Annotated in this window: 18 protein-coding genes; 14 read left to right on the top strand and 4 right to left on the bottom strand. The window is 45.0% G+C overall.

Annotation, left to right across the window (positions count from 1 at the left end; translation table 11 throughout):
• Positions 1–12 precede the first annotated feature (12 nt).
• Entirely contained in the window at positions 13–1,242 is a 1,230-nt protein-coding gene (locus C8U37_RS11555; protein WP_108033378.1) for an amidohydrolase family protein, read from the top strand.
• Between the two features lie 81 nt (positions 1,243–1,323).
• Here C8U37_RS11555 and C8U37_RS11550 read toward each other — a convergent pair whose 3' ends face one another.
• Both C8U37_RS11550 and C8U37_RS11545 read right to left on the bottom strand, forming a co-directional pair.
• Positions 1,324–2,196: an alpha/beta hydrolase gene (locus C8U37_RS11550; RefSeq protein WP_170100278.1), complete on the bottom strand. Its 873-nt coding sequence runs from the start codon at positions 2,194–2,196 to the stop codon at positions 1,324–1,326.
• A gap of 17 nt (positions 2,197–2,213) precedes the next feature.
• Positions 2,214–3,833, bottom strand: coding sequence for a PucR family transcriptional regulator (locus tag C8U37_RS11545; RefSeq protein WP_108033376.1), 1,620 nt, complete (start codon positions 3,831–3,833; stop codon positions 2,214–2,216).
• A 160-nt stretch (positions 3,834–3,993) separates the two neighbouring features.
• Here C8U37_RS11545 and C8U37_RS11540 point away from each other — a divergent pair, with 160 nt between their 5' ends.
• The 5 genes from C8U37_RS11540 (at position 3,994) to allD (ending at position 10,924) form a co-directional block, all read left to right on the top strand.
• A complete protein-coding gene (locus C8U37_RS11540) occupies positions 3,994–6,993 on the top strand; it encodes a bifunctional FdrA/YlbE family protein (RefSeq protein ID WP_108033375.1) in 3,000 nt (999 codons plus the stop codon).
• Between the two features lie 119 nt (positions 6,994–7,112).
• Positions 7,113–7,871: an oxamate carbamoyltransferase subunit AllH family protein gene (locus tag C8U37_RS11535; protein WP_170100277.1), complete on the top strand. Its 759-nt coding sequence runs from the start codon at positions 7,113–7,115 to the stop codon at positions 7,869–7,871.
• 22 nt (positions 7,872–7,893) lie between these two features.
• Positions 7,894–8,835, top strand: coding sequence for a carbamate kinase (gene arcC, locus C8U37_RS11530; protein WP_108033373.1), 942 nt, complete (start codon positions 7,894–7,896; stop codon positions 8,833–8,835).
• A gap of 423 nt (positions 8,836–9,258) precedes the next feature.
• Complete coding sequence (locus C8U37_RS11525) at positions 9,259–9,612, top strand: hypothetical protein (RefSeq protein ID WP_108033372.1); 354 nt, start codon at positions 9,259–9,261, stop codon at positions 9,610–9,612.
• Between the two features lie 244 nt (positions 9,613–9,856).
• Positions 9,857–10,924 (top strand): ureidoglycolate dehydrogenase, encoded by a 1,068-nt coding sequence (gene allD / locus C8U37_RS11520; protein WP_108033371.1) that lies wholly within the window; start codon positions 9,857–9,859, stop codon positions 10,922–10,924.
• A 108-nt stretch (positions 10,925–11,032) separates the two neighbouring features.
• Here the strand turns inward: allD and C8U37_RS11515 are convergent, their stop codons facing one another.
• A complete protein-coding gene (locus C8U37_RS11515; RefSeq protein WP_108033370.1) occupies positions 11,033–11,335 on the bottom strand; it encodes an iron-sulfur cluster repair di-iron protein, ric in 303 nt (100 codons plus the stop codon).
• A 73-nt stretch (positions 11,336–11,408) separates the two neighbouring features.
• On the bottom strand, positions 11,409–12,020 hold the full coding sequence (locus tag C8U37_RS11510; protein ID WP_108033369.1) for a DUF4230 domain-containing protein: 612 nt from the start codon (positions 12,018–12,020) through the stop codon (positions 11,409–11,411).
• 698 nt (positions 12,021–12,718) lie between these two features.
• Here C8U37_RS11510 and tnpB point away from each other — a divergent pair.
• The 8 genes from tnpB (at position 12,719) to C8U37_RS11470 (ending at position 21,336) form a co-directional block, all read left to right on the top strand.
• Positions 12,719–13,897, top strand: coding sequence for an IS200/IS605 family element RNA-guided endonuclease TnpB (tnpB, locus tag C8U37_RS11505; protein ID WP_425445664.1), 1,179 nt, complete (start codon positions 12,719–12,721; stop codon positions 13,895–13,897).
• Positions 13,898–13,954: 57 nt separating this feature from the next.
• Entirely contained in the window at positions 13,955–14,329 is a 375-nt protein-coding gene (locus C8U37_RS11500) for a hypothetical protein (RefSeq protein WP_108033367.1), read from the top strand.
• A gap of 88 nt (positions 14,330–14,417) precedes the next feature.
• Positions 14,418–14,561, top strand: coding sequence for a lmo0937 family membrane protein (locus tag C8U37_RS14790; protein WP_106449974.1), 144 nt, complete (start codon positions 14,418–14,420; stop codon positions 14,559–14,561).
• 821 nt (positions 14,562–15,382) lie between these two features.
• The gene (locus C8U37_RS14775; RefSeq protein ID WP_108033366.1) at positions 15,383–17,149 is read left to right on the top strand and encodes an ammonium transporter; all 1,767 of its coding nucleotides are present in this window, start codon (positions 15,383–15,385) and stop codon (positions 17,147–17,149) included.
• Positions 17,150–17,368: 219 nt separating this feature from the next.
• Positions 17,369–18,004 (top strand): hypothetical protein, encoded by a 636-nt coding sequence (locus C8U37_RS11485; RefSeq protein ID WP_108033365.1) that lies wholly within the window; start codon positions 17,369–17,371, stop codon positions 18,002–18,004.
• Positions 18,005–18,105: 101 nt separating this feature from the next.
• On the top strand, positions 18,106–19,935 hold the full coding sequence (ftsH, locus tag C8U37_RS11480; RefSeq protein ID WP_108033364.1) for an ATP-dependent zinc metalloprotease FtsH: 1,830 nt from the start codon (positions 18,106–18,108) through the stop codon (positions 19,933–19,935).
• An 81-nt stretch (positions 19,936–20,016) separates the two neighbouring features.
• Positions 20,017–20,940, top strand: coding sequence for a cation diffusion facilitator family transporter (locus C8U37_RS11475; RefSeq protein WP_108033363.1), 924 nt, complete (start codon positions 20,017–20,019; stop codon positions 20,938–20,940).
• 45 nt (positions 20,941–20,985) lie between these two features.
• Positions 20,986–21,336: a DUF2200 domain-containing protein gene (locus C8U37_RS11470; protein ID WP_108033362.1), complete on the top strand. Its 351-nt coding sequence runs from the start codon at positions 20,986–20,988 to the stop codon at positions 21,334–21,336.
• The last annotated feature ends 148 nt before the right edge of the window (positions 21,337–21,484 follow it).

Here is a 21,484-nt window from a genome sequence, read left to right as displayed (position 1 = left end):
CGGAGGTAAATTATGGATATTTTGTTGAAAAATGTAATTCTTGATGAGTCGAATGAAACGGTCGATATTGGGATCGAGAATGGGAAGTTCATAAAGATAGGCTCCCAGCTCGATGTTCCTGCTGCGCGCGTCATCGAAGGAAATGGACGCGTAGTCATTCCTGGTTTAGTCGAATCGCATATTCATTTAGATAAAGCATTGATTGCGGATCGTCTTCCAAATAAATCAGGTACTCTTCAAGAAGCACTCTCGGTCACAGCGCAATTAAAATCGACTTTCACTAAGGAAGACGTTGCTGAACGTGCTGAAAAAGCCCTGCAAATGATCATCAAACGCGGGACTACGCACATCCGTACACATGCGGAATTTGATCCATTAGGTGGCTTCCATGGATTTGAAACAATCATGGAATTGAAAGAAAAATACAAAGATTTTGTGGACATGCAGGTTGTGGCTTTTCCGCAAGAGGGCATCATCAAAGCGCCTGGAACAGAGGAAATGATGTACCGCGCAATGGAGATGGGAGCAGATGTGGTCGGCGGTATTCCTTATAACGATACGGATGCTAAAGATCATTTGGATATCGTATTCAAAATCGCTAAAGAGTTTGATAAAGATATTGACTTGCACCAAGACTTTAAAGACGATGCAGAAGGGCAAACAATTGAAATGGTTTGCCGTAAAGTAATCGAAGAAGGCTACATTGGTCGTTTATCGGTAGGACATTTAACGAGTCTTGGCGCGTTGCCGGATGAAAAATTAAACCCGATCATCGAATTGATGGCTGAAGCGCAAATCAATGTCATGAGTTTGCCGATGACAGATCTTCATTTAGGTGGAAGACACGATGAATTCAACGTTCGCCGTGCTGTAACCCCAATCCGTAAACTTCGTGATGGCGGCGTCAATGTTGTGTTGGCAACGAACAATATCCGCAATCCGTTCACACCATATGGAAATGGTGACTTGATGCAGGTTGCAATGTTGGCTGTTCCTGTCGCGCATCTGGGTGGAGCGGATGATTTACCGACTGTATTGCCGATGATCACTACTGGTCCGGCAAAAGCACTAAAATTAGTAGACTACGGGATTGCAGAAGGTAATGACGCAACGCTGGTTCTCCTTGACAGCGTACGCTACCAAGAAGCAGTCATTGACATTCCGGACCGTCTGTTGGTTATCAAGAGCGGTAAAGTAACAGTGGAACTGGACAAAAAAGCTACGTACCACTTTCCCGAATAAGCAAAATGGATAGTAAAAAGAAACGTTACAGAACCTGTTTCAAGGTTTTGTAACGTTTCTTTTTTGTGAATAGGAGCAGAATCAATTTGAGAGCGTTTCATCCAGCCAAGCAATAACATCACGATAAACCTCAAGCCCTAGCGGATTCGAGGTATCCCGGTCAAAGTCGTGTATTTCTGAATCGATGGTGCTCAGCTTAGCAAAAGGAATCTTTTGGCTAAGTATTTTCGATAGCTGGTAAGGAACGTCGGGGTCAGCAGTAGCTGCTGCTAGATAGGTTGGCGGTAACGTTGCTAATTGCTCATCGTTAAGACTATAGTTGCGTGCTTCTTTGATGTCGTCCATCAGGTAAGAAAGCCAAGTGCCGGATTGTCGGGCATAGACATATAAAGCGAAACGCAGTTCTTTTTCTCCGGTGACGATCGGGACACGAGAAAGCAAGCGCTCTACGTCTGCCTTCACAAGGCGCTGATAAGCCAGATAATGCCTGCTGGGGATCCTAAAGCTTGCTTCACGCAAGGAATGATAACCATACAAGCTGATGATTGCAACTGGTTTAACGGTGCTGCTGCTTGCTGTGAGTAAAGCCAAGTAAGCCCCCGCTGAGCGTCCGAACAGCAGATAGTCTGCTGAGTCTAATGACAGGTCAGAAACAGCATGCGTTTGGAACCACTGAAGCCCACTCTGAATGCTGGCTAAAATATCCGGCAATTTCGTCTCCGGAGCTAGCGGATAATCCAATGCCAAGAAATCATATCCGGAACTCAGAAAAAGATTGAGGTAAGGCTCGGGGAGATCATTTTTGTCTCCGTAAAGCAGGCCTCCGCCATGAAGATATACGATTGTTTTATCCTTCCTGTTCATCGCGGAATGGAAGAGTTTTCCTTCTAGCGGAACGGATTGTATGCTAGAAATCGTAAAGGTCATCGCTTCAGTGTCTGGTGGGGTAGTCATTGTGGGCATAGGCCTCCTTATTGTTTGATGATTTTTAATAGTCTTAAACCAATGCTTAGTTGGAGAATTTCTTCGGGATCATTGAAGTCGATCTGATAGGAATTCTTGATTTTTTCGATTCGATAACGGACGGTCTTTGGGTGCACAAACAACAAGGCGGCTGCTTCGATATAATTTTGATTGACGTTCAGAAATGCCTCCAATGTATACAGCAAATCCAGGTTATCTTTATGCATCTGGTTGATTTTTGCCGGTATAAAGCGCACCAATTGGTCCAAATTGTTGGTTTCTGAAAAAATTTGATAGATGCCTATGTCTTGATAGTCTTTTATTTGCAGATTTTTATTGATTAGATGGATGATTTTTTGCGTATCCATCGCCTGTTTATAAGCTGTAGCCAATGATTTCAGATTCGTTGGGTCACTGATGCTGACGTTCGCTTTGAACCCAGAGAAGGGAGGAGTTTCGATCGCTTTTTTTAAGATATAGGCCAACCTTTTTTTTAAGGACTCCGAATCGATTGTATCGGTCGGCAGAATCAGAATGACTTTGTGTTTTCGCGTAACATAAACGAGCGTGTAGAATTCTTTCTTGGAATAATTGACGATAGTGTCCGAGAAGCGCGATGAAAGAGGTGAATAGAGATTTTTGGAACTGTCGTCTTCAGAAAATTCAAAAACGACTACCCGATGTAGGTCGGATTTATTCAAATTCAGATGATTCAGGGTGTCTTCGAATTGCTCTTCATCCTCGATACGACCGTGAAGCAAATCCGAACCGAGTTCATTCGTTTTGTTCATGGTCGTTTGTTTGATGGAATAGTGTTTCACCAATTCCGTCTGAAGGATCCCAACTGCATTCTCAATGGCCATGAAATCGATATCTGATACAGGTTCATTTATTTCGTGGATGATCAGTTCATACTGCTCATAGCCCAAACTTGGGATGGCGACGGCTAATTGGGTATGATTGTCCCCTGAACCATAGTAAGGATAGTTTGCAACGCGTTGTGTGTAATCAAAATTCATGAATTGTCCTTTAGGCAGATACTGCTCAGAAATGATTTTGAAATCAGTAGACTGATTGTCAGTTGCTATCAGTGTACCTTTTATTTTTTCAAAAAGTGAAACCGGATTTTGAATCATTTGTTGCAATACTTTCAGAACATCGATTATTTTGGGTTCCGATAGCGTCATTTTCACAAAATGATTATGGATATCGTAATAGCTGTTCAGCAAGTAAGCTTTGCGGTTAATGATGGTTTCCAAAACTTCTAGGATAATTCGCTCATAAGAAGTTTCTTTAGGAATCTGTATTAATGGCAAATGATACTTCATGCAGGATTCAATGAAAATTACCGGGATTTCATTCAATAGCCGACTTTTTTTGAAAATGAACGCACTTATTCCCAAATCTTTCGCTTTCCTAAAAAAGAGATCAATACGCTCATCGGACAATTTATCCAATGCAAAATAGCTCGTTAAAATGATTTGTCCAGATCGCCCCCAAGCTTCTATATCCGGTGCCTCCATGACCATGACACCACTCACTTCGTTGGCGAGCCCCACGTTGCCTGAAAGTACTTTCGCTTCAGCGAAGGATTGGTACTGCAATATATTCGAAACTGTTAGAATCATCGTATAAGGCTCCTTTTCTTTCTCTTGTTATTTTATAATGCCAGAAAACCAAGGTGTTGTCCATATAGGATAAAAAAAACGTATATATTTAGGCTTTGTATGCAATGAATGCGAAAACATTTTTCCGTATACTAAGAATAACAAAAGAAGGAGGTTCATCATGTTACATACAGTAATCAAACCCAACAGTTATCAGGATTCCATTAATTTGATGCTGCTGACCAATGCAGTAAGCGCCTTGCCAGGTGTCATTCAAGGATCCATTATGATGGGAACAGAGGCTAACAAAGATATCTTCAATAATGCAGGATTATACACGGAAGAGGTCGGTGGCGCCACCCCAAATGATATGGTCATTGTCGTAGAAACTGCCGATGCTACGGTTGTAGATAAAGTCATGACAGAAGTAGACAGATTTCTGAATGATCTTTCTGTAAAGAAAAAATCAGATGGCATAAAATCAGTTAAGAATTGGAATGACGCCAAGGAACAATTGCCGGACGCGAATGTCGCTTTATTTTCCATTCCAGGAATCTACGCGGCTGATGAGATTGAGAAAGCCTTAGACGCAGGCTTGCATGCCTTCTCATTCAGTGACAATGTCTCATTGGAAGATGAAGTTCGTTTGAAAACGAAAGCGCATGAAAAAGGCTTGCTGTTGATGGGACCTGATTGCGGCACTGGAATCATTTCTGGCGTGCCGATAGCCTTCACGAATGTTGTGAAACCCGGCAACATCAGTATTGTCGCAGCTTCGGGAACAGGTATCCAAGAAGTGACGACCATTATCGATCGATTGGGCGGCGGCGTTATCCATGCGATCGGTACAGGGGGTAGGGATCTAAGTTCGGCTGTAAAAGCTATCACAACAAAAGATGCAATCATTGGCTTGGAACAGCACGATCCGACAGATGTCATCGTAGTCATCTCTAAGCCACCAGCAAAAGAAGTCCGCGATGATGTGATGCAATTGCTGCAATCCTTATCCAAACCAGTCGTAGCGATTTTCTTGGGAGAAAAACCAGAAAATCATGAAGGCAATGTATATTTGGCGCATACGCTTGAGGAAACGGCGCAAATCGCTGTAGATTTGTCCCAAGGGAATCAAGTCAAAGAGAACTATTTGGAAGAAATCCATTACAGTGTTGAGAAACCGTTAGAAGCGGGTAAAACCGTAAAAGGCTTGTATTCTGGTGGGACGTTAGCGAATGAAGCCGGTATGTTGATCTCTGAAGCGCTTGAATTAGGTGGATTGATTAAGACAGAAGGATATATTCTGAATGCGAACGGTTTTGAAATCATGGATTTGGGGGATGACATTTATACCCAAGGAAAACCGCACCCTATGATCGATCCAGAAGTCCGTATCCGAAAAATCAAGGAATACAGTAAAGATGCAAACACAGGTGTAATCCTGCTCGACGTTGTGTTGGGATATGGTTCACATCCGGATATGGTAAATGCGTTGTTGCCGACAATCAAGGAAGCTATGGCGCAAGCTGAAAATGATAAGCGTAGTCTTTATTTTGTGGCTACCGTTTGCGGAACGCAAGGGGATCCCCAAAATTACGATAAATCGGTATCTGATTTGAAAGAAGCTGGCGTTTTAGTAGAAACCAGCAATGCGCGCGCTGTGCGATTGGCGCTTCGACTAATGGGTAAAGAATTTGTTGAAGTATCCAAACATACCGTTCCTTATGAAAAAGAAAAACTATCCTTACCAACAATCAGTGCCGGAGTGGATGCTTTGTTGAACAGTACGCCTAGCATCATCAACTTGGGGATCGAAAGTTTTACGGACTCTATATTAGCGTTTGGTGGAAAAACCGTTCAATTCGACTGGAGACCAGTAGCGGGCGGAAATCGCAAGCTCATCAAGATATTGAACGATTTAAACCGCAGAGCAGAAATCGATGAAAGTAATGAAAAAGTAATCGGCAGAATGCGCGATTCACAACCATTCTTGATGGATGTCGTTCCGGCTAAATCGGTCATATCGGAACTGAACGGTAAAGTATTGCTGCATGCTGGACCACCTATCCAATTCTCAGAAATGACCGGTCCGATGAAAGGTTCGTGCATCGGGGCTGTATTGTTTGAAGGTTGGGCTGCTACAGAGAATGAAGCGATCGAACAGTTGGAAAGCGGAGCAATCCAGTTTATTCCTTGTCATCATGTGAATGCTGTCGGGCCAATGGGAGGCATCACGTCTGCTAACATGCCTGTCGTGGTTGTCGAGAACAAACAAGATGGTACATCGGCTTATTGCATCATGAATGAAGGAATCGGTAAAGTTCTTCGTTTTGGAGCGTATTCTCAAGAAGTCATCGATCGTTTGACGTGGATGCAAAATGTACTGGGACCAGTCCTCAGCAAAGCGCTGCAGACTATCGATGGCGGTCTGAACATTAATGTCATCATCGCCAAGGCAATCACAATGGGGGATGAGTTCCACCAACGTAATATTGCGGCTTCGTTGATTTTCTTGAAGGAAATTACACCGGCAATCATTCAATTGGATATAGAGGATACTCTGAAAAAAGAAGTGATTGAGTTTTTAGCGAAAACAGATCAATTTTTCTTGAATATTATGATGGCAACAAGCAAGTCCATGGTCGACTATGCAAGAAAAATTCAAGAAGGAACTGTTGTGACGACGATGACCCGCAATGGCCGCAACTTCGGTGTCCGCATCAGCGGAATGGGGGATGAATGGTTCACAGCTCCGGTGAATACACCGGATGGTTTGTACTTCACTGGCTACAGTGCTGCAGACGCGAATCCTGATATCGGCGACAGTGCTATTACCGAAACAGTCGGAGTAGGTGGCATGGCGATGGTCGCAGCCCCTGGTGTAACAAGGTTTGTCGGCGCTGGCGGTTTTGAGGATGCGCTGCGTGTTTCTAACGAAATGGAAGAAATTTGTATTGCGCATAATCCTAATTTCAGTATTCCGACTTGGGATTTCAATGGGTCACTCTTGGGGATCGATATCCGTAAAGTAGTGGAAACCGGAATCACACCAGTGATCAACACCGGGATTGCTCATAAAGAGGCCGGTGTAGGGCAAATTGGAGCAGGAACGGTTCGTGCGCCGCTAGCTTGCTTTGAGAAAGCGCTGATTGCTTATGCGCAGTCTCTTGGAATCGAAGTCGAATAATAATGAATAGCACCATTGAAATTGGAACCGGGATAAAAAGTAATTATTTATCCCGGTTTTTAACAAAGAATCAAATTGGGAAGGTACATGCGCTATTCAGATCCAGTTTTACGATCACATTGAATGACCAACTTATCCATATCGGATCGATGCAACAATCCTTGTCTGCTTACGGTTTAGCGATTGCGGAAGACGAATTGAAAGCTATTCTTGCGGTTATTTCGCAAGGAGCCATTGTCCGTCTGAAAGAAGAAGTACTGTTGATTTATGCAAATGAGAGGCTGTTCCGGCTCTCAACGTCAGGTTATACATCCGTCAATCTGAAGGTAAGTGATTGCATGGTAGAGGCAGCTTCGCCAAAATGGCACCTTTTGAAAATGGAGCTGGAGAAGCACAACCTGTTGCAGACATCCGCGGTTATCCAAAATGAGTTTGATCGTAGCTTGATTGAGGAACTGATGCAGAAAGAAATCGATTCAACTCAAGAGGCGAATCGTTATATCTCCCATTTTTGGGGCAGGGGAATCGGTTTGACACCCAGTGGCGATGATTTTTTGATTGGCTATGGCATGATGCAAGCTGTTTTTTTGAAACAACATGATTGGATGGATGCTTTGAGAGATTCGCTTGACCAAAAGACAACGACTGATGTCAGTGAGCATTATTACAGCAGCTTGCTGGATGGATACATCAGTGCGCCGTTTTTGGAATTGATCCGTGCGGCCTCGAGTGGAGGCGAACCAGAGCAAATAGCCGTCATCATCAATAACATTACGCAATTTGGGCATACGTCCGGCCTGGATACCTTGTTGGGCATTTATACGGCGATTTGCGGTAACGAAGCGGATGCGAGGAAAAAAGAGCTTGCACATGAATAGGAAGGGAAGTAATGAAACAAATATGAATAAAAAAATTGTAGTCGCTTTAGGCGGAAATGCTATATTGGCGGATGACCCTTCTGCAGAAGCGCAAAGAGAATCTTTACGGTACACAAGTAAAAAACTGGTTAAACTTATCAAGCAAGGCTATCAATTAATCATAACGCATGGCAATGGTCCGCAAGTAGGGAATTTATTACTGCAACAAAAAGCAGGGGATTCTTTGGCGAATCCGGCATTGCCGCTGGATACATGTGTGGCCATGACACAGGGCAGTATAGGATATTGGCTGCAAAATGCTTTGCGGGAAGCTATGAGGGCCGAAAATATCGAGAAAGATGTCGTTTCCATCGTTACCCAAGTTTTGGTGGATGCAGATGACGATGCTTTCTCAAACCCGACAAAACCAATCGGTCCCTTTTTGACAGAAGAAGAGGCAGCATTTTCTAGAATGGCCGATAATAGTACCTATATGGAAGATGCTGGGAGAGGTTGGCGAAAAGTCGTTCCTTCTCCCAAACCCATCCATATCATTGAATCCCCGATAGTCGACGGACTGGTGGAAAAGGGCATCATCACCATATCGGCTGGAGGCGGCGGAATTCCTGTAATTGAAACGCCAGAAGGTTATCAGGGAGTCGAAGCTGTGATCGATAAAGATTTTACGGCTGCAAAATTAGCGGAGCTAGTGAATGCCGACTATCTTATCATATTGACCGGTGTCGATAATGTATATGTGAACTATAATAAGCCGAATCAGAAAAAATTGGAGCGAGTAAAAACCAGCGAAATGCAACAGCATATCCTGGATCATCAATTCGCCGATGGCAGTATGTTACCTAAAATAGAAGCCGTTATCCAATTTTTGGAGAATACCAAAAATGGTAAAGCTGTCATCACTTCATTGGCTAACATAGATAAAATCTTTTCTGAAGAAGGCTCGTTCACGTTAGTGGAGAATTAATGGATTTGTTGGTTTATGTCAATGAACAGTATTTTTCTTAAAGTCAATTGTGAGATGACGAGTACTTTTTTTGTTGGGGTTAAAGCGAGCGCTACCGATGCAAGAAATCTGTCCAATTTAGCATAAAAGTTAAAGCTTAATTATGGAAAAAAGAGCGGGAAAGTCTAAAAAATGACTTTTCCGCTCTTTTTCGATCAAAATTTTTTTCGCCTGATTACAATACCAAACGATAAGCTGAAGAATATCGCTGAGTATATGAGGAGGCACAGTACACCGTTCTGAAAGTTCACTGAAGGATTGATTATCGGACTATTGTAATCGCTGAAGATCAGCACTTTATAGGGATCTGCATACGAGAACGGGAGCAGGTGAATAACACTTTTTAAAGAATCATTCTGCAGAAAAGGAGATTCGACAAGCAGAATGGATGATAAGAGAATTCCTGCATTAATGAGCACGCTCCCTGTGAATAGGGAGATAAAGAAGCTAAGAGACGACAGAAAAAGGATAAACAATAAGAATAACAGCAAGGATCTGCTGTTGAATGCAGTTACTGTCATTGATAAAAACGAACTGTTCTCCCTCATTTCCAATATCCTGGTTTTGCAGCTGGAGAAAAACAACCTGAAGAAGAGCTTGTTTTATGGAATTGATCGGCATCATGCACCATCAGGAGGATACACAGAAGCTGACGGACATCATCCGGATATTCAAGCTTCTGGATATGGAGCGCGTGGCCAACCAGTGCGTGGGCTTACTGGAAACTGTAAGAAATAATAATGCGTGATTTGTATATGCTCCGATTGAGGGGCACATGCAGATCACGAATTTTCCCATTCATTTAAAACATCCAAGTAACCATAGGCAATTTGTGCACTTCAGCTAAATCTATCCGATTTTTCTTATGATATTGTAATCTTATAAAATGGTAGCGCTTTATGGTGAGGCGAGGTCAGTTTATTAGTGAATACCAACATATAAGCCTAGATATCATTAGTGAAAAACGAAGGAGGAATCATTCATGTCGGAAGAAAAATTGATCAAAGTGACTCCGGATGAGTTGCATGCATTGATCCAAAATAAACTTCAAGCAGCTGGTTTGCCGGAAGCCCAAGCTGCCGAAACCGCGAACCATTTGGTGTATGCAGATTTATGCGGTGTGCATTCACATGGTGCGGTTCGGGTCGAGTACTATGCGGAACGCATCCATAAAGGCGGCATCACTTTGGAGCCTGAAATCAGATTCGAAAAAACCGGGGAAAGTTCAGGCGTCTTCCATGGAGACAACGCGCAAGGTCAGTATGTGGCGAATTTAGCCTTGGAACCAGCCATCAAAATGGCGAAGGAATCAGGTGTGGCGGTAGTCGGCGTGTCGAGATGCGGGCACACGGGTACCTTGTCCTACTATTTGCGCAAAATTGCCGAATCAGGATTAGCCGGCATGGCGATGACGCAGTCAGACCCGATGGCTGTGCCTTTCGGGGGCGCAGAAGTGTATTATGGCACCAATCCACTTGGTTTCGGTGCGCCGAGTGCAACCGATACGCCGCTGATTTTTGATATGGCGACCACCGTGCAGGCCTGGGGAAAAATATTGGATGCGCGCTCAAAAGGCCGTGAAATTCCAGCAGATTGGGCTGTCGATGAAAACGGAAAAGCCACAACCGATCCGCATGCGGTGAGGGGACTGATGCCCATCGCCGGCCCTAAAGGTTATGGCCTGATGATGATGGTTGATATCTTTTCGGGTGTCCTGATGAACTTGCCTTTCGGGAAACACGTCAGTTCCATGTACCATGACCTGAATGCCGGCCGGAACTTGGGACAACTCTACATAATCCTCGATCCAGCCCGCTTCGGGGATGCCGATACTTTCAGACAGCACATCAGCCAAACGATGGAGGAATTGAACGCCATCAAACCAGCAGAGGGCTTTTCAAGTGTCCGTTACCCCGGTCAAGGATCCAACGAGCGCTATGAGCGGAACAAGTCTCAAGGTGTGGGAATTCCGGAATCCATCATCAATTATTTGAAATCTGATGTGATCCACAACAATAGCTATGAAGGCTTGAGTGCATTTGCCAACTGATATACCTGTAAACAAAAAACGAACCCTGCAGAATGGACACTCTAAAAAGTGTCTTCTGCAGGGTTCATTTTTTGTATGTCAGAATGAACCTTCACTTCCGCCCGGTGATCAAGCGTGGTAGGTTGCATCCAATTCGGCCAACATCTTATAGACCGCTTCGTAACTTTCGCAGACATCGCCCGGGACCGTGTAGTCATCTGAAACCGCGCGCAATTTGTTGAATTCTTTGTCGAGGTCGGGTTTTTCCGCGCCTGCTGCGTTTGCCTTCTCCATGATGGCATCCACAAGCTTATACACCTCGTGGAATTCCGGATGATTCTCCCCATGGACGCGTGCGACTATAGGCACGTATTGCGCCAATGTGGGAAACAGGACTTCCTTCACGTCATTAAATTTTGACGGATTGGACATCTGAAATCCTTCTTTCTGAACTTTGACTCCATTGTACTAATAATCAACAAAAATACACTTGATCTGCGTCAAATCAATAGAACTCGATGACGATCTCATCGTAGCCGTCTGATTTCAAAAAAGAAGTCAACAAAGATTTTGCGCGCGCATCGGCCTCTTCCAAAAAGCCTTGGCTGATTTTTTCTTCTTCGAGTTGTTTTTTGTGGGCGTTGATTTCGTCAAGAATGGTCTGGGTCGGGTAATCAGAAAAAATCGTGCCTTTCACATCTTCCACAGTCGTTTTTTCGGTCTCCACGACATTGTCAAGAATTTGGGATTTTGGGATCCTGACCGATACTTGATTGGATGCTTCATCATGCGTTACTTGAACATTGGAAAGGTCTGTCCCCGCCTTCAGATAGCCGGAATATTCAATGAGCCGTATCGCCTCAGCGTAGTCGAAATCAGGTAAGCCAAAAAATGAAAAATTTTTATCTGTGCGGCTGATGATGACATTGCTGTATTCGTACTTCAGCGTTGTCCATTCGGATAACGGCACCAATTTCTCCTGAATCAGAGCTGATTCTGAGGTCTTACTAGTTGAGGCTTCAAATAATTTATTTTCATTGAACCAGAAAAAAAGCAGCCCACCAAAAATCGCTACAGACACGATCCACCAAAATATTTTTGTCAATTTTTTCATCATACAATTCCCTCATTCCTTCAAATGGATGTTCTGGTACTATTTCATCAGGATGCACCGCAGTATATAAATACTGTGACGAGAAATCCAATTAACAATATTTTATCATAATATTTCGAGGGAATGGCTGTTTTAAACAAGACGGTACAAAGAGCAGATCCATCTCTCCACCGATGCTAAGCCATCATCGGATGCATTTTTGGCAGGCGCTCTCCAATGGAAGGCTATAAGAAATGAAATATAAACAGCAGATATCGAGGTATTGTGGCAAGGCGTTATTCATGCGCGGAAGTGTAGCTTTGTGGTAAAACGAGGCTGGAAAGAGAGCGCTTCCTTTCGGGCTTCGGAAGCATAAGTATTTCTATATCGGGGAACACAGCTATGCTAGGTGCCACGTCAGTAATGAAATATTAAGAAACAGGTCGCAGTCAAATCGTTTCATTGTCCCTTTTTTCCTTTGGATGACACAGATAGGGGAGCGCTAAAAATGAGAAGGAACAAAGTCTTTATCATTTTCCGCCAGAAGACTCCCACCTCTAGGAATGAAAAGGGCACAGCCCAATGAGTAGGTGGGAGATGAATGGCGGTAGGCGTCAGCCTATTTTTTTTCGAAAAATTTGATACTTCAACGAAGGCACTCTCATTCGACAAAGAACGTACGTTCGTGTATAATGGGTGGTATAAGGAGGCGCATGACAGTGATGATCCACAAAACCTATAAGTTCCGAATCTATCCCAATCAGGAGCAACGGATCCTGATTGGAAAGACTATCGGCTGTTCCCGTTTCGTGTTCAATCGCTTCCTTTCCGAATGGAACAAAATATATGAGGAGACGGGGTTGGGCTTGAATTACTGCGCCTGCTCCGCCAAGTTGACGTTGCTGAAAAAAGAAACGGAGACGCTTTGGCTGCAGGAAGTCGATAGCATCGCCCTGCAGTCAGCGCTGCGGAACCTCAGCGACTCTTTCAATCGTTTTTTCAAAAAGCAGAACAGGGCGCCGCGTTTCAAGAGCAAACGGAACCCGGTCCAGTCCTACACAACCAAGCAGACAAATGGAAATATCGCTGTAGTCGGGAACAAACTGAAGCTGCCCAAGTTAGGACTGGTCAAATTCGCCAAGTCCAAAGAAGTGGACGGCAGGATTATGAGCGCCACTATCCGACGAAACCCTTCGGGCAACTACTATATTTCCATTTTGGCCGAAACCGATATTCAACTATTGCCGAAAACGGGTTCCACTTGTGGTGTCGATGTCGGATTGAAGGATTTTGCTGTCGTTTCAGACGAGACAGCCTATAAGAACCCGCGGTTTTTCCATAAACTGGAGCGAAAGCTTGCAAAGGAACAAAAAATCCTTTCCCGGCGAGCAAAACAGGCCAAAAAGGACGGGCGAAAACTGTTCGAATCGAAAAACTACCAGAAACAGCGCGTCAAAGTCGCCCGGACTCATGAACGAATCCATAATACCCGAACGGATTACCTGCAAAAGACTTCGACCGAAATCGTCAAAAACCACGACGTCATCGGCATCGAAGATTTGTATGTATCCGGCATGCTGAAAAATAAGAAGTATTCTAAAGGGATAGCGGAAGTATCCTGGGCGCAGTTTCGGACGATGCTGGAATACAAGGCAAAGTGGTACGGCAAGCAAGTCGTCGCCGTTGCCCGGAACTTCCCTTCCAGCCAATTATGTTCGTGCTGTGGCTACCAAAATAAAGACGTGAAGAATCTCGCTGTCCGGGACTGGCATTGCCCACAATGTCATGCGCACCATGACAGGGATCTGAACGCAAGCATAAATCTAAAAAATGAAGCTTTGAGGCTTCTAACCGTAGGAAGCTACGGGGATAGCTTAGTCAATAATCGCTCGCTAGAGTGATGTTCCTAAGAATCCCCCACCTCTAAGCGATAGCGTAGGTGGGGGTAGTTCAAGTACATGCTTGTGCTATTTGGCTTCATTTTGCTGGGAGGCTGCACCGTAACCGTTGAGAGAGAACCAGAAACAGTTGAGGAAGCATTGGTAGGGCACTGGGTAAATACCATGGGATCCCCGGATTATTACTTCACTGAAACCGAACTGGTCAAAATGGATGATGAGGGTACGAAAACCGAAATGACGTATGTGGTCGTGGAGTCCAATGAAGAAAATAACACGATAACCATCCGGACGACGGATTCAAAGGGCGGAGAAGAGGATAAAAAAATAGAATTCTCTGATGATAGAGAAACAATGGAAGAGACTAGCTACATCGTGGGTGTCGAATCCGGCAAAGAGGATTATACCTATGTCGACAGCAAAACAAAACCGTAGATTGACTGACATTATTTTTTAACAATGTAGGGGAATAACCTATCGCCAAGGAATAATCTCAAAAAATAAAAGGAATAGGGTGATTCAGATGTTATGGACAATTGCAGCGATCATCTTTGTTTTATGGGCACTGGGATTTTTTACTGCTACCGGAGGAGCATTGATACACGTTCTTTTGGTAATTGCGCTCATTCTGGTCATAGTTCAGTTGATCAGCGGTAAGAGAGTGTAAGTTCTATCAAATTTATTTGAGGAAAATATTGTTATGACGGCACGCTAATTATAAAACGGAAAGCCCATAACGGGTTTTCCGTTTTTGTGTGTTCAGAACATTTGCGATTTCAAAATGAATAACGCCGAAAGCTGACGTCCATGAGCAGGAATACTGCCATGCGGAAGTCATTATTTTGGAGGGAAACAGAAAAAATGGACAAATTGATAAAACAGCAATTCCTCAATAATGTCATCTAATCACCAAATACTCACTTTTTTAAAATTCCCCATTTTATTGATAGAAATCGACATAAAAGCTTATCTGGCAAGCTTTTCACCCCACTCTCATTTGTCGGTCAGTGACAGGTAATGTGAGGTTATTCACAGAGTGATCGCATTGTGGCGGAGGATATGGAGTGAAAAGAAAATACAAATTATGTGTATGTTCTGCAGCTAGAGTACCTGTTTTTAGGGGTATATTATCAACGAACCATCCTGTATCTCTGGATTTGTTCCCTATGGATAAGTCGTAAAATGCTGAATTGATGGGCTTCTCACCGCTACTTCCCTACTCTGACGGAAGGAGCGGTGAGGTGAATCATTCTGCATTCACCGCGGCGTTTATTTTTGCGGACGAACAGCAACCATATACTGAACAGGCAGCTTTTTGAATCACCACTTGTTGAGGGCGCTACCAACCAATTGCGTATAATACCAGCCTTGTGTAACATATAGTCCCATCACTTGTGAGAATCGGAATGACTATCTTCTTTTTTGGCTATATAATTTGCTCCAGAGTTAAAAACAAATTAGAAATTTCAATCAAAGGAGATCAATTAAATGGAAATCAATATGGCGGACACGACTTTCATGTTCCTCGCAACGGTAATGGTCCTGCTGATGACCCCAGCTTTATCTTTATTTTACGGAGGGATGGTCAGGGCAAAAAATGTTCTGAGCACAACCATGCATAGTTATGCAGCTATTGTAGTAGTGGTCATACAATGGATACTTTTAGGTTATTCCTTGTCATTTGGAGGAGACAACGCCATCATCGGCGACTTTTCATTTGCTTTTCTTAACAATGTCGGCTTCTCCCCAGTCGACTATGCACCGACAATCCCGCATCAGTTGTTCATGATGTTCCAATTGGCTTTTGCGATCATCACACCTGCAATCATTTCCGGAAGCGTTGCGGAAAGAATGAAATTCCCGGCGTACCTGGCCTTCGTATTGCTGTGGACAACCTTGGTCTATGACCCGATCGCGCATTGGGTATGGGGCAACGGCGGTTGGATCCGTGAAATGGGTGCTCTCGATTTCGCGGGCGGAACGGTCATTCACGTCAGCGCCGGCATTTCAGCGCTTGTGGCTGCAATCTTCATCGGAAAAAGAACCAACAAAGACTCTGTCAGACCGCATAACATCCCGATGACGATGATCGGCGCCGGCTTGTTGCTGTTTGGCTGGTTCGGCTTCAATGCAGGAAGCGCGCTCAGCATGAACGGCGTTGCAATGAATGCTTTCATCACAACGACTGTATCGGGAGCGGCTGCTGGATTCAGCTGGCTCATGTGCGAATGGGTCCTTCACAAGAGACCGACTGCTTTAGGCTTGGTCAGCGGAATCATCGCCGGACTTGGCTCGATTACGCAAAGCGCCGGTTATGTCAGCCCATTCTCAGCTCTGCTCATCGGTTTCGTCGGTGGGATACTTTGTTTCTTCGCAGTCACTGAATTGAAAAAGAGAATCGGTTATGATGATGCACTTGATGCGTTTGGCTGTCATGGCGTCGGCGGAATTTGGGGCGGAATCTCAGCCGGGATTTTCGCGACATCCACAATCAATCCGGATATAACAGGTGGGTTAGTGGACGGCAATGCTGGGCTGTTGATTGCTGAAATCATCAGCATCGTGGCGGTCACTGCTTATTCAGCCATCATTTCCTTTGCCATCCTGAAGCTGATCAGCCTCGTTATGCCGGTAAGAGCCTCTGAAGAGGAAGAAGAAGATGGCTTGGATTATTCCTTGCACGGAGAAACGGCTTATGGTTCGGTCAGTGCTGCCGGCCTTGCTGTTAGTGCGCATGATTCTGTTGCCATTCCGGCCAGTCCATCCATTTCCCCGAAAAAACAGTTCGGGACAGAAGTTGTCGCTATGGAAGAAGCCGTTGTTGTGGAAAACCACATGAAAGCAATGTCGAGCAACAAGGCACATAAAACTGCCAAAATGACCAAAGTTGAAATCCTGATCAATGAAAGCAAATTTGATCATCTGAAAAAAGCTTTGAACGGCATCGGCATCACCGGCATGACGGTCGTGAATGTGTTTGGCTACGGTGTGCAAAAAGGGCATACGACTTATTATCGTGGGTTGGAAACCGATGCGGACTTGCTGCCTAAAGTCCGGGTGGAAGTCGTGATCAGCAACGTGCCTCTCCAACAAGTGATCGATACTGCCAGGAAAGCGTTGTATACAGGGAATATCGGCGACGGGAAAATCTTCGTCTATGATGTTGAAAATGTCATCCGCGTGAGCACCGGCGAAGAAGGCGCACAAGCGTTGACGTACAATGGGGATGCAGCGTTATTGCGCGCGACTTCCTGATTGAAACAAATTCCTAAGGGCCGCGAGATTGAAATTTTTGTCTCAGGTTCATCCAAATAAAAGATGCAGCACTAGTTAGAGCTTAATTCTGACAAGTGCGGCATCTTTTTCAATTTCGGCAAAGGGGTGGGCAAATTCAGGATAGCGAATCAATACCGCTTGCGCGTCCATTGGCGGTATAATGAAGGTGAACGTAACAGACTCCGGGAGGTGGATTTTTTGGCTAAGAAGAAAGGCGATAATGCAAACGGAATATTATTATTGAAAAAGTGGTGGTTTTGGTTAATTTTTGTTGTTGCGGTGGGAATGATGGGCGTATTCGGTGGGAAGGCGGAAACCGCGGAAACAAACACATCCGATAATGCGGCGGAAACCGCAATAGCTAACTTTAAAGAGATGGCCGCTGCAGCCAGCGAAGAGCAAGCCGAGGAGGCTGAACGTTCAGAGGACGCCGTTCAAGCAGCTGAAGAGAAGGCTGATGCTGAAGCTCAGGCCAAAAATCAGGCTGAAGCGGAGACCAAACTCAAGGATCCCGCAAATTACCGGACGGATGTTACCTATGATCAATTGGCAAAGGCACCCGATGCTTATTATTCTGAAATGATAGCCATGTCCGGGCGGGTCATTCAAGTGATGCAGGGCGAGGGGGCTTCGCAAATGCTGGTGGCGATTGACGATAAGGAAGGGGCTGTCATGTTTCTGGGATATGAATCGAACATCACCGAATCCGGAATTTTGGAAAATGATCTTATCCAATTTTATGGCACTGCGGCTGGGACGATAAGCTATGATTCCACTATTGGAGAAACCATAACGGTACCGGCTGCCTTCGTGAATATGCTTGAAATGCAATAACTTGCAGTCAAAACAAGGGAATCTCTAAATAATGTTTGTTCTAAAACGTGTGGACATCCCACAAGGACTGCGCTTTGTGAAGAAGGGGAGGGAGTAATCTGATGGAATCTAAAATGCCCCCGAAGGTCAATAAACAATGGCTGAATTTTGCTGTGACAACTGTAATTTTTCTGATTGTGCTGAATTTTTTCATTTCCCCGGGTCTGGATGAAAATCCGGTAATGGAAGTTGATTACAAGGCATTTGTCACAATGCTGGAGGAAGGCGATGTCGAGTCAGTATTGGTAGAGGAAAACCGTATAGAATTCACAGCGCTGGACGATGAAGGGGTAGAGAGTACCTTCATTACCGGCAGGATGGAGGACCCTCAGCTCACTGACCGGTTGTTGTTGGCTGATGTAAAGTTCGAGAAAGAGATTATCGAAGAAAGTTCTTCACTGGTTAATTTTTTCCTAATCTGGATTCTGCCCATGGCTTTACTGTATGCGTTTTGGGTATTTATGATGCGCAGGCTGCAGGGGAAAGTTGGAGGGCTCGGCGGCAGCGAAATGAAATTCGGCAAAAGCAACGTCATGATTTATGCTGCATCTGAAACGGGAAAAACATTTGCGGACGTAGCGGGCCAGGACGAAGCGAAAGAAGCGCTTTGGGAAGTGATCGATTTTCTGCATAATCCTCAAAAATACCGGGAAATCGGGGCGAAGATGCCAAAAGGGATTCTGCTTGTTGGACCTCCCGGGACCGGTAAAACGCTTCTTGCGAAAGCAGTCGCGGGAGAAGCAAGAGTTCCCTTCTTCTCTATTTCGGGCTCAGAATTCATGGAGATGTTCGTCGGTGTGGGAGCAGCCAGGGTGCGGGATTTGTTCAATCAAGCTCAGGCGAAAGCCCCCTGCATCGTCTTCATTGATGAAATCGATACGATCGGCAAGAGCCGTAACCTATCAGGGATAACCGGAAATGATGAGCGGGACCAGACACTCAACCAGCTATTGAATGAGATGGATGGTTTCTCCTCAGAAAAAGGTGTGGTTATCCTGGCGGCAACGAACAAACCTGAAGTTCTGGACAAAGCGCTGCTGAGGCCCGGACGGTTTGACCGGCGCGTTCCGCTTGAACTGCCGGATATTGCAGGGAGGCAAGCGATTCTGGAGGTCCATGCAAAATCCGTCAAAATGGATGGAGATGTCGATCTGAAGGAGATTGCCCGGGGTACACCCGGCAGCTCCGGAGCCGATCTTGCCAATCTGATAAATGAAGGCGCTCTCCATGCCATAAAGGAAGGACGCAGCAAGATAACCCAATCCGATCTGGAGTATGCGCTGGAAATCATACTGGCCGGATACCAGCGGAAAAATGCGATCCTCTCGAAGGAAGATAAACGGACAATCGCGTACCATGAAATAGGCCATGCGATCGTTGCCGCAAAACAGACAGATTCGGCACCGGTCAATAAAATCAGCATCATCCCAAGGACATCCGGAGTGCTGGGATACACCATGCAGTCGGAAGAGACCGACCAGGTGCTGTTGAGCCGGGACAAGTTCCTGAATAAGATCATCACCTATATGGGCGGACGCTCTGCCGAAGAAGTCATTTTGAATACGGTCACTTCCGGAGCGGCAAATGATATAGAGGCCGCAACGGCTATCGCGCGCGCCATGGTCACGCGCTACGGCATGAGTGAAAAATTCGACATGATGGCCTTGGAAACAATCAATAATCCTTATCTGGGGACGGATGCGACCTCGTTGGTGTCGAATGAAACCTCCGCGGAAATTGACGATGAAGTTTTGCTTATCATAAAATTCGCCCATGAAAAAGCCAAGGAAATCATCCGGGAAAACTTACCGAAAATGCATGAAATCGCCAACCATCTGCTCGAAAAAGAGACCATGAGCGGCGAGGAGTTCATGGAGATGCTGATGCGGTGAATGTTTGTACAATGAGAATCGACTGGACCGGAACATTGGTTGACATGTGCAAAAAGCTGCCCAGGATAGGAGTGTTGAGCGATGACAGAACATACCCATGCGCCTAGCCAGCCAGACGGTCTGGATGGTGTAAAAGGAAAAAATTTGATCATAACCATGGTCCTGAAGGTTGTGCTGACGATTGCCGAAGTGTTGGGTGGCTGGTTTTCCGGCAGCTTAGCGTTGCTTTCCGATGCACTCCACAATCTGAACGACGTATTGTCCATTGTCATCAGTTGGTTTGCCGTCAAGATGGCAGAAAAGAAACACGACAAGAAAAACACTTTCGGCTACAGACGAGCCACCATCATAGCCGCGGTCATCAATGCCACCCTGCTGATCCTCATGTCCCTTTTTCTTTTCAGGGAAGCTTATTTTAAATTCATCCAGCCTGAGAAAATAAATGCACTGCCGGTCATCGTGATCGCTGCAATCGGGATCGTCCTTAATGCAGTGGGTGTATACTTGCTACATAAGAGTTCAGATGGTGACTTGAATATGCGGGCGGTGTACCTGCATTTTATCAGTGATGCCCTTTCCTCGGTCGGGGTAATGATCGGCGGCATAGTCATCTATTATTTCGAGGCTTATTGGATTGATCCCACATTGACGGTGCTGATTGGCCTGTACATAATCAAGGAAAGTTATGAAATATTGAAAGAGTCTGTGAACATCCTGATGCAGGGGACGCCGAAAACGGTGGACATCGATGAAATAGCGGAGGAACTCGAAAAACTGGATGAGATAAAGGACATCCATCACGTCCACATCTGGGCATTGGACGAGCACACGCTCTTTTTCGAAGCCCACGTAAATTTGCAAAATGATATTTTGGTCAGTGAACTATCCGACATCTACGGGAAGCTGGAACAGGCGTTGAAAGGGCGCTTCGGTGTGACCCACTTGACGATCCAATTCGAATATAACTGCTGTGAGGATGTGGGCAGGGTAATCGACAAAGAATAAGCCAGCGGGAATGCTGAAAACGAATAAAAAACGGAGGAAACAGATATGCAGAACAGCAAATTTTTTGGGATGGCGTTTGCCAGGGTCTATCCCTTGTATATCCAGAAAGTCGAGAAAAAAGGCCGCACCAAAGAGGAAGTTGATGAGGTCATCAGCTGGTTGACCGGATATGATGAGTCAACCTTGAAGCAACAGATTGAGAACCAAGTAGACTTCACAACTTTTTTTGCGCAGGCGCCTGAAATGAACGCGAATGCACCTTTGATCAAAGGCATGATTTGCGGATACCGGGTGGAAGAAATCGAAGATCCATTGATGCAACAGATCCGTTGGATGGACAAGCTAGTCGATGAGTTGGCCAAAGGCAAGGCCATGGAGAAGATACTGAGGAAATGATTGAAACGCGCACGCAATCTAAAAAATGACGAAAAAACCGCAATCAGCTGTTTAACCTAGATTCCCAAAAAATTATAACGTGGTCGGGGGCATTACACCTAAGGTGTTATATAAGTTCTCCTGTTTCTTCGTAACCTCACCCACTCGC

The sequence above is a fragment of the Trichococcus patagoniensis genome, from assembly GCF_003051085.1.
GTDB lineage: Bacteria > Bacillota > Bacilli > Lactobacillales > Aerococcaceae > Trichococcus > Trichococcus patagoniensis.
Note: the sequence above shows the minus strand (reverse complement) of the source record. Positions and strands in the feature narration are given on the sequence as shown.